Annotated in this window: 10 protein-coding genes and 1 pseudogene; 8 read left to right on the top strand and 3 right to left on the bottom strand. The window is 39.0% G+C overall.

All coding sequences use genetic code 11. The features are described from left to right. Nucleotides 1–171 precede the first annotated feature (171 nt). A pseudogene (locus OLW01_RS13000) lies at nt 172–1,153 on the top strand (ISAs1 family transposase). 32 nt (nt 1,154–1,185) lie between these two features. On the opposite strand, the gene OLW01_RS12995 reads toward OLW01_RS13000, so the two are convergent. From OLW01_RS12995 to metJ, 3 genes are all read right to left on the bottom strand, one after another. Then, nucleotides 1,186–2,280, bottom strand: coding sequence for a hypothetical protein (locus OLW01_RS12995; protein WP_268074342.1), 1,095 nt, complete (start codon nt 2,278–2,280; stop codon nt 1,186–1,188). Between the two features lie 739 nt (nt 2,281–3,019). Continuing rightward, nucleotides 3,020–5,371: a DNA polymerase II gene (locus tag OLW01_RS12990; RefSeq protein WP_268074341.1), complete on the bottom strand. Its 2,352-nt coding sequence runs from the start codon at nt 5,369–5,371 to the stop codon at nt 3,020–3,022. Between the two features lie 9 nt (nt 5,372–5,380). Continuing rightward, nucleotides 5,381–5,728: a met regulon transcriptional regulator MetJ gene (gene metJ / locus OLW01_RS12985; protein WP_268074340.1), complete on the bottom strand. Its 348-nt coding sequence runs from the start codon at nt 5,726–5,728 to the stop codon at nt 5,381–5,383. 204 nt (nt 5,729–5,932) lie between these two features. Here metJ and metB point away from each other — a divergent pair, with 204 nt between their 5' ends. The 7 genes from metB (at nt 5,933) to argA (ending at nt 14,290) form a co-directional block, all read left to right on the top strand. After that, on the top strand, nt 5,933–7,084 hold the full coding sequence (gene metB, locus OLW01_RS12980; RefSeq protein ID WP_268074339.1) for a cystathionine gamma-synthase: 1,152 nt from the start codon (nt 5,933–5,935) through the stop codon (nt 7,082–7,084). A 434-nt stretch (nt 7,085–7,518) separates the two neighbouring features. After that, the gene (argC, locus tag OLW01_RS12975) at nt 7,519–8,535 is read left to right on the top strand and encodes an N-acetyl-gamma-glutamyl-phosphate reductase (protein ID WP_268074338.1); all 1,017 of its coding nucleotides are present in this window, start codon (nt 7,519–7,521) and stop codon (nt 8,533–8,535) included. Next, nucleotides 8,535–9,320, top strand: coding sequence for an acetylglutamate kinase (argB, locus tag OLW01_RS12970; protein WP_268074337.1), 786 nt, complete (start codon nt 8,535–8,537; stop codon nt 9,318–9,320). The genes argC and argB overlap by 1 nt, the downstream gene beginning before the upstream one ends. A 14-nt stretch (nt 9,321–9,334) precedes the next feature. After that, nucleotides 9,335–10,246, top strand: a complete 912-nt coding sequence (locus tag OLW01_RS12965; protein ID WP_268074336.1) for an ornithine carbamoyltransferase — start codon at nt 9,335–9,337, stop codon at nt 10,244–10,246. 21 nt (nt 10,247–10,267) lie between these two features. After that, on the top strand, nt 10,268–11,497 hold the full coding sequence (locus OLW01_RS12960) for an argininosuccinate synthase (RefSeq protein ID WP_268074335.1): 1,230 nt from the start codon (nt 10,268–10,270) through the stop codon (nt 11,495–11,497). Beyond that, a complete protein-coding gene (gene argH, locus OLW01_RS12955) occupies nt 11,497–12,861 on the top strand; it encodes an argininosuccinate lyase (protein ID WP_268074334.1) in 1,365 nt (454 codons plus the stop codon). The genes OLW01_RS12960 and argH overlap by 1 nt, the downstream gene beginning before the upstream one ends. A gap of 109 nt (nt 12,862–12,970) precedes the next feature. Then, nucleotides 12,971–14,290 carry an amino-acid N-acetyltransferase gene (argA, locus tag OLW01_RS12950; RefSeq protein ID WP_268076236.1) on the top strand — a complete coding sequence of 440 codons (1,320 nt, stop codon included), beginning with the start codon at nt 12,971–12,973 and terminating at the stop codon, nt 14,288–14,290. The last annotated feature ends 253 nt before the right edge of the window (nt 14,291–14,543 follow it).

The raw sequence follows: 14,543 nt of genomic DNA, 5'->3' as shown, positions 1-14,543 counted from the left end.
CCTTGCAAAAATGAAAGTTTGCTTTAGAGGGCGTATAAATAGCATACAAATGAGTTTTTAACAAGAATTAGTTGATTTTTGCTTTGCGATGCACGGCAAGATCATTATAAATTGAACTTATTGAACAAGTAGCGATCAGATCAAGGCATAATAACAACCTTGGATCCAAAAATGAGCGCAACTTTTCTGACACACTTTGATTCAATCACAGCTCCACGCATCGACCGCTGTAAAAACATAACCTACTCGATATTCTTTTAGTATCAATTAGCGCAGTCCTTTCAGGCGCTGAGGGTTGGGAAGATATTGAAGACTTTGGTCACTTAAAACTTGAATGGCTTAAAAAGTATGGCTCCTTCAAAGCAGGTATACCCAAACATGACACTATTGCACGTGTCATTTGCCGATTAAAAGCCAGTGAAATAGAAAACGCATTCCAATCGTGGATATCATCCCTCATTAAAGTGACAGGTGCCGATATCATTGCAGTTGATGGAAAAACGGCACGACGCTCATTTACCACAAATGACCGAAAAACCGCACTCCATACGGTTAGCGCTTGGAGTTGCCAACATCAGTTAGTATTAGGTCAAACAGCAGTTGATACAAAAACGAATGAAATCACCGCCATTCCAGATTTATTAACGATGTTAGATATTGAAAATAGTATTGTCACGCTTGATGCAATGGGATGCCAACCAGAGATAGCCCAGCAAATTATCTATCAAAAAGCGGACTATATTTTAGCTTTAAAGGGGAACCATTCGGGTATGCAGCGCGAGCTAGAGGCCTGGTGGCATAAAAGCGTTCGTGAAGGGTGAGTGAAGAAAAATATAGTATATACACAGAAGTTGACACTGGACATGGACGCATTGAAACCAGAGTATGCCAACAGCTACTCCTCAATGCCGTTCGAAGTCACTGGCAAGTTGAAAGTATGCACTGGATGTTGGATATGACGTTTAGGGAAGATGAATCAAGAATACGAAAAAAGCGAGGCCCACTGGTAATCAATGTAATCCGAAAAATAGCGATGGCTTTATTCAAGCAAGACACAACGAAGTCAGCGAGTATGGCGAGAAAAAAGAAAATGGCTGGGCTAGACGATAATTATCGCTCAACCCTGTTAGAGTCTGGGATTAAAATGCGCTAGCCGTGGGCTTTATGCTCTAAAGATGGATAAATCTATAAAGTTATGTCTAAGCCTTGCTTCTGGGGAGGATTCTTGACTACATCATCGATAAAACTTCTATATGTATCTTCTTGTTTATATAGCATTTCGAAAGGTTGTGTATATCTACACTCAATGGTAATCGAGTTGGTGGTATTTTGCTCGCTGAATCCAAACTTTTTAGGTGGTGTTTTATACAATCTACATAAAAGAGCGTCAGAGATGTAATAATTGTATTTGTCGAATTCAAAAAAGTACTTTGTTTGCCATTTTTGAGCTAGCATCTCAGCAACTTTTGGCAGATCCCGTTCAATAATATTCACATTTTGCTCAGATCTCAGGTACAAAATGCGTCCTGTCAAGGCGTCATATCGAATACTGGAGCGCTCTAAATCTTTACTGAACCGTTGGAATAATGCTTCGCTTACAGATGAAGTAAAACGATGATTTTTCCTTTTACGCTCGGCATAGATGTTTACATCTTCGAAAATTGTCTGTCCGATTGGCGCTGCCAATTTTACTTTATCTTTATAATATTTGATCAGATTTTTACGGAGGGTACCATCTGAATAGGCTTCAGGATGATGTTCTTTCACAATACGCTCAGCGAGAAAAGTTCTAAATAGCGAGGTATCAGACAAATTTCCATCTGTGGAGGCGTTGAGCTCCGATTTGACAGTCCCTGATAATGACATGTCCATGAACTTTATTTGTTTATGCTCTTCTGGCTCAGAATCATTAAAAGCTTGCTTTCTTTGAGAAGAACTAATTTTCGCAGCTCCTTTGCAGATAGCATAATATGGTGCAGCATTCGTTGCATATGTAAAATCCTTAACAATTCTCATCCTTCCATTAGAAAACGAGTGGATTTTTCCATCTGCTATATTGATGAGATTTCTTAGTTTTCTCAAATGTGGGTTTTTACGAACGGCTATAAACTCTTTGGCGCTAAGGTTTTCTAGACCCAGAGAACTGCACTGGTTAAGAAGTTGACCACGAGTAGTGATTTGTTCATCAGTAATTAAAAAGTTGCCTTCGATCTGAACGTCAGATAATACCAGAAAGGGGTAAAAAAGAATTGTTGCAGCAAATAAATGGCAAATTTTCAAACGTATAACCCCTTTAATAACGTAGCGTAAGTAAATATGATAATATCAGTCAAGTGAGCCACATTTGTTCCAATTAAAAAAATTTTTAATAAGATGTGACGAGCCCTCCTATTTTACACATTTTGAATCTGCCGTAAATAACCACTTTTCGGAAAAAGGGCATAAAAGCAGTTAGTTAGTGACTTTTTGTCTTTGGGTTCGTTGGTTTTTATTGATGAAATTTTGTAACTTGGCAGTCATTTAGCTGATGCATCTAGTATCTTGTATCAGGTAGTTGCTTACCGGTGACATTCTGCAGCATTTGTACAGATTTTAATATTTTTTGTAAATTTCAGAGACAAGCATGTCGGCAATTAAATTGCGCGTTAAAATAAAGGCTTTGGGTTTTATTTGAATTTAGGTTTGCAGCCGCTGCTTTGTTTTAGGAATGCCTTTGACGCGTTTGAGTTGATGGGCTTTAGCATAGTGCTGTAATTGAACCGCCTTGAGTCGTATATGACAGGCGTTGTTAAAAAATATAAATTACAATCGCTTAGCAACCTTTTTTGGTGTCTGTCTTATTTTCTCCCAATATATTCCTGAAACAACGTATGGGTTTTTAGATGTCTGTCTTATGGGGGATTCAGAAAACAAGCAGGCATCTTAACAGCATAAAAAATACAAATATGCCGTTATGATAAAACGTTAACCGTTGAATAAACAGGGCTTATTTACGGCGGTTTGTTAGTTTGAGCCAGGATTAAAACAAGCGCAGTTGACGACTGTTAATATGCTCAAAATTGAGTCCAACAAAAGGTAAAATGCCTTCTGCAATGGGTTTGATTTGTTTATCAATATAGTGCTGGTAATCTATTTGACTGGTTTGGTATTCAACAGGCTCTGGGCCATTTAAGGTGATTAAATATTGGATCCAGCCTTTATTTTGGTATTTTAGCGGCTTGCCGAGCTGTTTATTTTTTTCATCTGCTAATCTAGCGGCGCGAACTTGCGGTGGAATGTTTTTAACATAAGCATCTAATTTACGGCGCAGTCGTTTTTTATAAATAAGTTGTTTATCCCGTTTACCGGCTTGAACTTCTGCGATAATTTTTTGAATATAAATGCAAGGGTCTTGCTCGGCAAAAACCTGTCGATAAACTTCAGTTTGAAATTCACGAGCCAATTCAGTCCAATCGCTCCTAACCGTTTCTAGCCCTTTAAAAATGAGCTTTTCTTCGCCTGAAGCTGGTTTGATTAAACCAGCATAACGTTTTTTACTACCAGCTTCAGAGCCTCTAATAGTAGGCATTAAAAATGTGGAGTAGAGGGTTTCAAACTCTATTTCTAGGTCGCATTCTAGTTGGAAATCTTGTTGTAATTTATTTTGCCAATATAGATTTATACCTGTGGCTAATTCAGCCCCTATTTGTCTAGCTTGGTTTCCATCTTCGATATGTTCAAGCCAGACGAAAGTGGAGTCGGTATCACCATAAATAACTGAGTAGCCTTGTGCTTCAATCCATTTGGCGGTTTGTTGCATGATTTGGTGTCCACGCATGGTAATTGAGCTGGCTAAGCGGGTATCGTAAAACCGGCAACCTCCAGAGCCTAAAACACCATAAAATGAATTCATGATAATTTTAATTGCCTGTGAACGGGCGGCATCTTTTTCTTTTTTAGCTTGATCTCTTTGTTGCCATAAATTGGTGATTATGTCAGGTAGAAAGTGTTTTTTGCGAGAAAATAGCGCGCCTTTAAAACCCTCAATTGCGTTTTCAGGGTTGGCTAATCCTTCAATTAACCCCATTGGATCAATTTTAAAGGTGCGGATAATGGACGGGTACAGGCTTTTAAAATCGAGCACGAGCACGTTTTTGTATAGCCCAGGTTTGGAGTCCATTACATAACCGCCGGGGCTGGCAAGTCCGCCATCTTGCGGTAAATTAGGTGCTACATAACCAGCGCGGTGTAATTTGGGTAAATATAAGTTAGTAAAAGCGGCTACTGAACCACCTACTCTGTCTAGCTCTAATCCGGTTAGTTGAGTGCGCAGCCGTAAAAAATCAATGAGTCTCGTTTTATCAAATATTTGCGAGACTAAACGGCAATCTTCTAAATTGTATTTAGCGAGCTTGATTTTGTTATGCTTAAAATCTTCGGTGATTTGCTGGCCGCGGTTGTCAACATCTTCGATTAGTTTGGTTTTGCCTAATAAAACCTGTGAGACATTTTGTAAACTGAAGCTACTAAATTGATAAGTTGCCATTTTTAGTGCGTCTATGCCGTCAATTACAACACGGCCTGCCATGCTGACATAACCTATATTGTTATCGGTTTTATTATCGCGCCAACTAATCGGATAATTATCGCGACCAAGTGTGAGCGCAAGCTGATATTTTTCTGCCCGTTTTATGAGTAATTTGAAATCAAAGTTAATGACATTCCAGCCTATGATTAAATCAGGGTCGAGCTGTTTAATTTGTTTTATTAACTCAACAAGTAGCGCTTTTTCGTTATCAACCCAAACAATATCTAAATTTGATGGTTCAAAAGAGCCAATCATAATTACTCGTTCGAGCTGATTGTTTTGTAAGCCAATCGAGTAAAGCTGTCCTTGCATTGAGCATTCAATATCTAATGAAATAAAGCTTAAGCTGGGCTGATAATCACAAGGTTTAATTTTTGGATTAAGAACCGTAGGGTGATTATTTTTTGTGGTTTGACTAGAGTCGAACGCGATTGAGCCATAAATAAAGCGCTCAGTTAAAATTCGGTCAGCTAATCTCAAATCGTACTCAAAGCATTCAATGGCGTGTCTTTTTAGTTTATTAACCGCTAAGTTTTGAGCTTTTAGATTATTAAAATAAAGTGCCGCCACTGATTTATGCTGGAATGTTTGATGGGAGAGGGAGCGCCATTCAAATTGAATATTTAACGGATTCAGTCGCGCAGAAATGGCATCCTTATCTTCAGATTTTACAACAAATATAGGCTTTTGTTGGGGTAGTATAAGCTGGTATGGCCCTGAATCTGTGGTAATCCAGTAGCAAATTTCGCATCCTTTGGCTGTATCTCGGGCATGACGAGTTAAGATAAAACCTTGCGATTGCATTGAGATAGATTAGTCGTCGTTGTCTAAAATATCGTCTTCGCTAAACTCAATCCCCATATCATGCATTATTTGGCGTGCTTCAGCAGGTATCCGATGCTGGCTGTCTTTCGCTAAATCTTGATCAGTTGGCAAAGGTTGACCCGTAAAAGCATGCAAAAAGGCTTCGCATAGCAATTCGCTATTGGTGGCGTGTTTAAGGTTATTTACCTGACGGCGAGTGCGCTCATCGGTTAATACTTGTAATACATTTGTCGGAATTGAAACCGTTATTTTTTTCACCATTTCACTTTTTTTGCCGTGCTCAGCGTAAGGGTGAATATACTGGCCATTCCATTTAGTGCTATTTGTCGTTTTCATTTTATTAGGGTTAATGCCTGAATTTGTCGCTGATTGTATAGGTTGGGCGCTTATATTTATAGCTTTAATATAAATTATGCCATTAAACTGCTTGACCCAAGAGTCGCTAGTCGATACATTTTAGACGTATAGACGTCTATTCTCAAGTGGCAAGCAAAAACCTAAGCTACTTGAGCGTAACTTACATCCAGTTAGGGATCATTAATGAGTAAAAAGAATTTAGCAACTATCGCGGTGCGCGGTGGCATTGAAAATGATGGGCAATATAACGCTGTTGTTCCGCCTATTTATTTATCTAGCACGTATGCATTTGATGGATTTGATCAAAAGGGGCCTTACGACTATAGCCGTTGCGGTAATCCGTCTCGTGATATTTTAGCAAATACTTTAGCTGAATTAGAGCAAGGTCAGCACGGCATAGTAACTGCAACCGGTACAGCTGCCATTAACTTAATTTGCCAATTGTTAAAACCTGAAGACTTATTAGTGGTGCCGCACGACTGTTATGGCGGTAGCTATCGTTTATTTGTTAACTTAGCTGCACGTGGCGCTTTTAAATTAAAAGTAATAGACCAAACTAACCAAGCAGAGCTAGATGCAGCTTTTGCAGCACAGCCAAAAATTATTTGGGTTGAATCACCCAGCAATCCATTGTTACGCATTACCGATATTGGCGATATTTGTGCACGTGCAAAACAATGCGATGCTTTAGTGGCAGTAGATAACACCTTTTTATCGCCAGTTTTACAGCAGCCACTTACCTTGGGTGCAGATATTGTTGTGCATTCTACTACTAAATATATTAACGGCCACAGCGATGTGGTTGGTGGTGTAGTGGTTACCAAAACTAAAGAATTAGGCGAAGAGCTTGCTTGGTGGGCAAATTGCATTGGTATTACCGGATCAGCATTTGATAGCTATTTAACTTTGCGTGGCGTTCGAACTTTAGTGCCAAGAATGAAGCAGCACCAAAAAAATTCACTCGCTTTAGTTAAAGTGCTAGACGCTCACCCTGCGGTAAAACAAGTTAATCACCCCAGTTTAGCCTCTCACCCAGGTCATGAATTAGCTAAAAAGCAGCAACTTGGATTCGGCGCTATGTTGAGTTTTGAGTTAAAAGGCGGAGTTGAGCAAGTGACTCAATTTATTAAAGCACTTGAGCATTTTTCATTGGCAGAATCTTTAGGTGGCGTTGAAAGTTTAGTTTGCCATCCAGCAACTATGACGCATGCTGCAATGGATGAAGCAGCACAATTAAAAGCGGGCATTACTCAAACTTTAATTCGTTTTTCAGTTGGGATTGAAGATGCAGAAGAATTAGCTGAAGATGTTAAACAAGCTTTAGATAGTATTTAGGTTTACTTATTGTAAGCCATGCGTCTCATTTTTTATTTCAACTTGCCTCAAATTAAAAAAGCCTCAAATTAACTTGAGGCTTTTTTAATAACAACTGCTAGCAGAGTTGCTCAAAATTTAATTTTTTTGTTGGTTTGATATGCTGTATCAATTTATCGACTCTAATATGTATAGATGTAAGGAAATTTCAATACTTATCCATTTAAAGTGAATATATATTCACTTTAAACTTGAGAGTCGTTTTTATATTGTTTAATATATACACATATTTTGGGGCGATAAACCCAAAGGTTACGGTTTTTTAGTGAATAAATCGAGATTTGCGCATAGCTTAGGCAGGTTTTTTAACTTTGTCTGTGCTGTGCGCTTTATTTTTTGGTGTCGAGGTTGCTACAATACACGTTTGGTTTTGCGCATAATACTGGGGATTAATTATGGTTAGAGTATCAATTGTTGGTGCAAGTGGTTATACAGGGGCTGAGTTAGCAGGTTTAATACATAAACACCCTGAATTTGAAATTGCAGGTTTGTATGTTTCAGAAAATAGTAATGATGCTTATAAAGCGTTTTCTGCCATTCATGGACAATTTGCTTATCAAATCGATCGGACCTTAATTCCTATTAGTGAAAAGCAAATCACTAAATTAGTTGCAGAATGTGATGCGATATTTTTATGTACACCGCATGAAGCCAGTGTTGAAATGGTACGTCGCATTATCGAAGCTGGCGGTGTGGTATTTGATTTGTCTGGTGCTTATCGTCTATCTGATCTATCTGTTATTAACGAATATTATGGTTTCTCACATAAATACCCTGATTTATTAAACCAAGCGGTTTATGGGTTGGCTGAGTGGAATCATGCAGATATCCGCAAATCTAATTTAATTTCAGTGCCGGGTTGTTATCCAACTGCTTGTTTATCTGCGCTAAAACCATTACAAGAAGCTAAGTTAATAGATAGCAATGTGTTGCCCATTATAAATGCAACCAGTGGGGTAACAGGTGCAGGCCGAAAAGCGGCTATTAGCAACAGTTTTTGTGAAGTGAGTTTACATCCTTACGGTGTCTTGTCTCATAGACATCAGCCAGAGATTAATGAACATTTAGGTACGCCTGTTATTTTTACCCCGCATTTAGGTAATTTTAAGCGTGGTATTTTAGCGACAACAACATTAAAACTAGCTGATGGCGCGAATGCCAAGCAAGTGAATCAGGTTTATAAAGAAGCCTACGAAGGCCACCCATTAGTGCGTTTACGTCAAGCATGGCCATCAATCCAAGCGGTTGAACGTACTCCTTTTGTTGACATTCACTGGCAGTTTGATGAAAAAACGGGTTATTTAATTGTAATTAGTGCAATAGATAATTTATTAAAAGGGGCTGCAGGCCAAGCAATGCAGTGTGCTAATTTGAGATTTGGTTTTGCCGCTGACCGAGGTTTAGTGAATTAATGGCAAACTCAAATAAAACGTTAGTCATTAAAGTGGGCGGCGCTTTGTTAGAAAGCGCTGACAGTTTAATTGCATTTTTTAGCGAATTAAAAAAAATCCGTGAGCATCAAAAAGTGGTCGTTGTTCACGGTGGTGGTGCCTTAGTCCAAAAGCTGTTGACTGATTTAGGCTTAACCAGCGAAAAGAAAGACGGTTTGCGTATCACCCCAACAGAACATATGCCTTATGTGGTAGGTGGTTTGGCTGGAACGGCCAATAAACAAATGTTATCCAGTGTATTAGCTGTGGGTGATAAAGCCGTTGGTATTAGTTTAGCCGATGGTGCTGATTTGCAGTGTGGTGTAAGTGATCCCGATTTAGGCCGCGTTGGGCAAGTTGAATCAGGTAGTGCAGGGCTAATTAAAACTTTGCTCGACTCGGGCTACTTGCCTTTAGTGAGTTCAATTGGTGCAGATTCACAAGGCAATTTATTGAATGTAAATGCCGATCAGGCAGCTGAAGCCATTGCTAAAATTTTACAAGGTCAGTTAATTTTATTATCAGATGTTGATGGTATTTTGGATGGGGACAAAAAAGTTATTCCAAGCATGACCAAAAACCTTGCTGAAAAATTAATAGCTGACAAAATTATAACCGACGGGATGATTGTTAAAGTTTATACTGCTTTAGATACGGCAACAGCATTAAATGCCCCAATTGGCATTTTAAACTGGCGAAATCCAAATTTAATTTCTCAATGGTTAGATAGCCAGTCGTGTGGCACGACGGTTCAACCAAGTGAATAAACGGAGTTGAAGTTTTGCAAAACTTTTTAAGTGTAAAAGACTGCTCGAAAGAAGAATTGATGGACATCATCAAGCTAGCCGTCGATTTTAAAGCTAATCCTAAAAAATATAGCCAGGCTTTAGCGGGCAAGAGCGTAGCGACAATTTATGAAAAACCATCTTTAAGAACGCGTGTTAGCTTTGACGTTGGTATCGCTAAATTGGGCGGCCATGCGGTTTATTTAGATCAGCAAAATGGTGCTTTAGGTAAACGTGAATCGGTTAAAGATTTTGCCTTAAACTTATCTTGCTGGGTTGATGCCATTGTTGCACGTGTATTTGATCACCAAACACTTGAAGAGTTAGTTGAGTTTGGCTCTGTACCTGTGGTTAATTCATTGTGTGATTTATATCACCCTTGCCAGGCAATGGCAGATTACCAAACATTGTATGAAGTAAGAGGCAACTCTTTAGAAGGGGCTTCTATCGCTTACATTGGTGACGGTAACAATGTAACCCATTCACTTATGTTAGCCGGCGCCATTCTGGGGATTGATGTTAGAGTGATAACACCCGTTGGTTATTCGCCTGACGCGCAAATTTATGAGCAAGCTAAAAAATTAGCAGCAGACAATGGTGGTTCAATTACATTAAGTAATGATGTAAAAGACGCAAAAGGAGTCGACGCCATTTATAATGATACTTGGGTGTCAATGGGCGATACTAAGTCACTTGAAGATATTCAAAAAATATTTAACCCATACCAGACTAATGCAGCTTTAATGGCCAGCACAGGCGCTAAATATTTTATGCATTGTCAGCCAGTTTACCGTGGTATTGAAGCGACGGATGATGTAGTTGATGGTGAATGTTCAGTATTAATGCAGCAAGCAGAAAACCGTATGCACGCTCAAAATGCGGTTTTGATGACTTTGCTTGGCAAATAAATAATATAGAGAGTAGATAAAATGTCAGATATTAAAAAAGTAGTTTTAGCATATAGCGGTGGTTTAGATACGTCAGCGATTATTCCATGGTTAAAAGAAACCTATAATAATTGTGAAGTTGTTGCATTTTGTGCCGATGTTGGGCAAGGCGATGAAGAACTTGAAGGTATAAAAGAAAAAGCCGTTGCCTCTGGTGCATCTGAATGTCATGTTGTTGACTTAAAAGAAGAATTTGTTAAAAACTATATTTATCCAATTGTTAAAACTGGCTCTGTTTACGAAGGCGAATACTTGTTAGGTACTTCAATGGCACGCCCAGTAATTGCTAAAGCGCATGTTGAAGTGGCATTAAAAGTAGGTGCAGACGCCGTTTGTCATGGTTGTACTGGTAAAGGTAATGACCAAATTCGTTTTGAATCTTGTTTTGCTGCATTAGCACCACAATTGAAAGTGATTGCACCTTGGCGCGAATGGGAAATGCGCTCACGTGAAGATTTATTAGATTATTTAGCAGAGCGTAATATCCCTTGTTCTGCGTCATTAACTAAAATTTATAGCCGTGATGCAAACGCTTGGCATATTTCACACGAAGGTGGTGAAATTGAAGATCCTTGGTGTGAGCCATCAAAAGGTATTTGGACGATGACGGTTGATCCTATGGATGCACCAGATGAGTCTGAAACACTTGAACTAAGCTTTGAAAAAGGCGAGTTAGTCTCTGTTGACGGCAAAGCATTGTCTCCATACGAATCTATTGTTTATTTAAACGAGAAAGCTGCAGCTCATGGTGTAGGCCGAATTGATATCGTTGAAAACCGTTTAGTTGGTATGAAATCTCGTGGTTGTTATGAAACGCCGGGCGGTACTGTATTGATGAAAGCTTATAAAGCGCTAGAAACTATGATCTTAGATAAAAGCGCACTTAAATTCCGTGAGCAAGTGGGCTTAGAATTTTCTCATGTAATTTATGATGGCCGTTGGTTTACTCAATTGTCTAAATCATTGCTAGCCGCCGCCGCGGCTTTCGCTGAAGAAATTACAGGTGACATTGTGGTACGTTTATACAAAGGTAACTGTACTGTAACTCAGCGTCGTTCACCAAACAGCTTATACAATGAAGAGTTTTCAACTTTTGGTGAAGACGAAGTTTATAACCAAAAAGATGCTGAAGGTTTTATTCGCTTATTTAGTTTATCAAGCCGAATTTCTGCAATGAACAAAGCGGAACAAGCTGCAACGGAGAAAAAATAATGGCACTTTGGGGCGGTCGTTTTACTGGCCAAACAAGTGATTTATTTAAACAGTTTAATGATTCTCTGCCTGTGGATTACCGCATGGCAGAGCAAGACATTGTTGGTTCTATCTCTTGGTCACGTGCGTTATTAAGCGTTAATGTATTAAGTAAGCAAGAACAGCAAGATCTTGAAAAAGCATTAACTGATTTATTAGCGCAAGTGCAGGCCGAGCCTGCTATGGTGTTGTTGGATGACGCTGAAGATATTCACAGTTGGGTTGAGATTAAACTGATTGAAGCTGTGGGTGATTTAGGCAAAAAATTACACACAGGCCGAAGCCGAAACGACCAAGTAGCAACTGATTTAAAACTATGGTGTCGTCAACAAGGTGAAGACCTTAAATCGTTGTTAGCTAATTTAATTGAAGAATTAGTGAAACTCGCTGAGCGCGAACAAGATACAGTTCTACCGGGTTATACTCACTTGCAGCGGGCTCAGCCAGTCACTTTTGCACATTGGTGTTTAGCTTATGTGGAAATGTTTGAACGGGATGTTCAGCGTTTAAATAATGCTTTAGCGCTAATGAATACATCACCTTTAGGATGCGGTGCATTAGCTGGTACGGCCTATGCAATTGATCGTGAAGCCTTGGCTCAAGATTTAGGTTTTGATCGTGCAACACGTAACAGTTTAGATTCGGTTTCTGACCGAGATCACGTGTTAGAGTTATTATCAGTTGCTTCAATTTCATCTGTGCATTTATCACGTATGGCTGAAGATATCATTTTTTATAATTCTGGCGAAGCTGGGTTTTTAGAAATGAGTGACGATGTAACCTCTGGTTCATCGTTAATGCCTCAAAAGAAAAACCCTGATGCGATGGAGTTAATCCGTGGTAAATGTGGCCGTGTTGTTGGCTCATTAACCGGTATGATGGTTACTATGAAAGCTTTACCGCTTGCCTATAACAAAGATATGCAAGAAGACAAAGAAGGCTTATTTGATACCGTTGATACTTGGACTATTTGTTTGCAAATGGCAGTGTTATGTATTCAGGGCATTAAAGTAAACAAAGAGCGTACTTATCAAGCCGCTCAACAAGGTTACTCAAATGCAACTGAATTAGCTGACTACTTAGTTGCGAAAGGCATCCCTTTCCGTGAAGCGCATCATATTGTTGGTGTGGCTGTAGTAGCTGCAATTGCTGAAGGCAAGCCATTAGAAGATTTACCTATTGCTAAACTAAAAGAATTTAGCGAGCAAATTGATGACGATGTATATCAACACCTAACTATTGAAGCTTGCTTAGAAAAACGAGTTGCTTTAGGTGGTACTTCAAAAGACAGAGTTAAAGAAGCAATCGCATCTAAACAAAAATAATGCTTAATTGCGTCACTTGTCTCTTTGCAAAAGCTAGTCAATCGACTAGCTTTTTTGTATATTTTATAAGTAACTGATTTTAATAGCTGAGAAAACGATGGAAAGAAATGTGCGCACCACCGAACTAGTAGATGGCTTTCGCCAATCTGCTCCTTATGTTAACGCCCACCGAGGGAAAACTTTTGTGGTGATGTTAGGCGGTGAAGCAATTTCTCAACCTGGTTTTCACGATATTATTAATGATATTGCCTTGCTTAATAGTTTGGGCATTAAAATTGTTTTGGTTTATGGCGCTCGCCCACAAATTAACAGCTCAATCGACAATGCGGGTTTGAGTAGTGAATATCACAAACGAATTCGAGTAACTGACGATTCTTTGCTGTCATTAATTAAGCAAGTCGCCGGCGGCTTGATGTTAGACATTACCGCCCGTTTATCAATGAGTTTAAGCAATACCCCAATGCAAGGCGCACAAATTAATGTCATTAGCGGTAATTTTGTTATCGCTCAACCTTTAGGGATTGATGAAGGTGTTGATTACCATCATACAGGTAAAGTGAGACGAATTGATGTATCAGGCATTAGCCGTCAACTCGATTCTCACGGTATTGTCTTGTTAGGCCCTATTGCAGCATCGATTACAGGGGAGAGCTTTAATTTAACCGCGGAAGAAATTGCGACTCAAGTTGCGATAAAACTTAAAGCCGACAAAATGATAGGCTTTAGCGACAGTAATGGTATTGCGGATGAAGCTGGCAATATTATTGCTGAGTTAATGCCTAACGATGCGCAAGCAATTTATGAGCAAATGGATCAAGATGATGACGCTTGCTCTGCTACATTAGCATTTTTAAATGCTGCTATCACTGCCGCACGAGCCGGAGTGCCTCGTTCTCACTTAGTGAGTTATCAAATTAACGGCTCATTGCTACAAGAACTATTTTCACGAGACGGCATAGGGACTCAAATTGTAACAGAGCCCGCTGAAAAACTGCGTAGCGCAACTATAGGTGATATTGGCGGGATTTTAGATACTATTCGCCCTCTAGAAGAGCAAGGGCTCTTAGTTCGTCGCTCACGAGAGCAATTAGAAATGGAAATTGATCATTTCATTATTATTGAACGTGATGGGTTGGTTATAGGCTGCGCTGCCTTATATCCGTTTACCGAAGATCAAGTTGGTGAGTTTGCGTGTTTAGCTGTCCACCCTCAATATAGAGATGCGGATCGCGGCGCTATGCTGCTTAAACACATATTATTAAAAGCACGCAAACAAAATTATAAGCGCGTGTTTGCGTTAACGACACGTAGCATTCATTGGTTTATGGAGCAGGGCTTTCAATTAGGGACGGTAGAAGATTTACCTAGCCAAAAACAAGCTTTATATAATTATCAGCGAAAATCTAAAATTTTAGTTTTCAGTTTATAAATAAACAGCGGATCAAAAATAAAACGCTAGTTAAGCTGGTAATTGGCCAAGGTTCATTTAAAATTAGATTGAATTATGAATTTAGTTTAAAAAAGTAGACTTGATTCACGTTTTTATACTTACATAACGCTCAAAAGTAATGTTAATATGTAAAAATTAATTAACATATTAATGTTAATACTGATGTTTTTAGATAAAAAGTCAGATTAAATTGACCGGTCACTGAATCTTTAAATGAAAAGCGATTTTCATT

The organism is Catenovulum adriaticum (genome assembly GCF_026725475.1).
Classification (GTDB): Bacteria; Pseudomonadota; Gammaproteobacteria; order Enterobacterales; family Alteromonadaceae; genus Catenovulum; species Catenovulum adriaticum.
Note: the sequence above shows the minus strand (reverse complement) of the source record. Positions and strands in the feature narration are given on the sequence as shown.

Bases quoted from the DNA above. Each gene is read 5' to 3' on its own strand.
- metB (WP_268074339.1), top strand. From the start codon at position 5,933: ATGAGTAAAAAGAATTTAGCAACTATCGCGGTGCGCGGTGGCATTGAA.
- argB (WP_268074337.1), top strand. From the start codon at position 8,535: ATGGCAAACTCAAATAAAACGTTAGTCATTAAAGTGGGCGGCGCTTTG.
- argC (WP_268074338.1), top strand. From the start codon at position 7,519: ATGGTTAGAGTATCAATTGTTGGTGCAAGTGGTTATACAGGGGCTGAG.
- OLW01_RS12960 (WP_268074335.1), top strand. From the start codon at position 10,268: ATGTCAGATATTAAAAAAGTAGTTTTAGCATATAGCGGTGGTTTAGAT.
- argH (WP_268074334.1), top strand. From the start codon at position 11,497: ATGGCACTTTGGGGCGGTCGTTTTACTGGCCAAACAAGTGATTTATTT.
- metJ (WP_268074340.1), bottom strand. From the start codon at position 5,728: ATGAAAACGACAAATAGCACTAAATGGAATGGCCAGTATATTCACCCT.
- OLW01_RS12990 (WP_268074341.1), bottom strand. From the start codon at position 5,371: ATGCAATCGCAAGGTTTTATCTTAACTCGTCATGCCCGAGATACAGCC.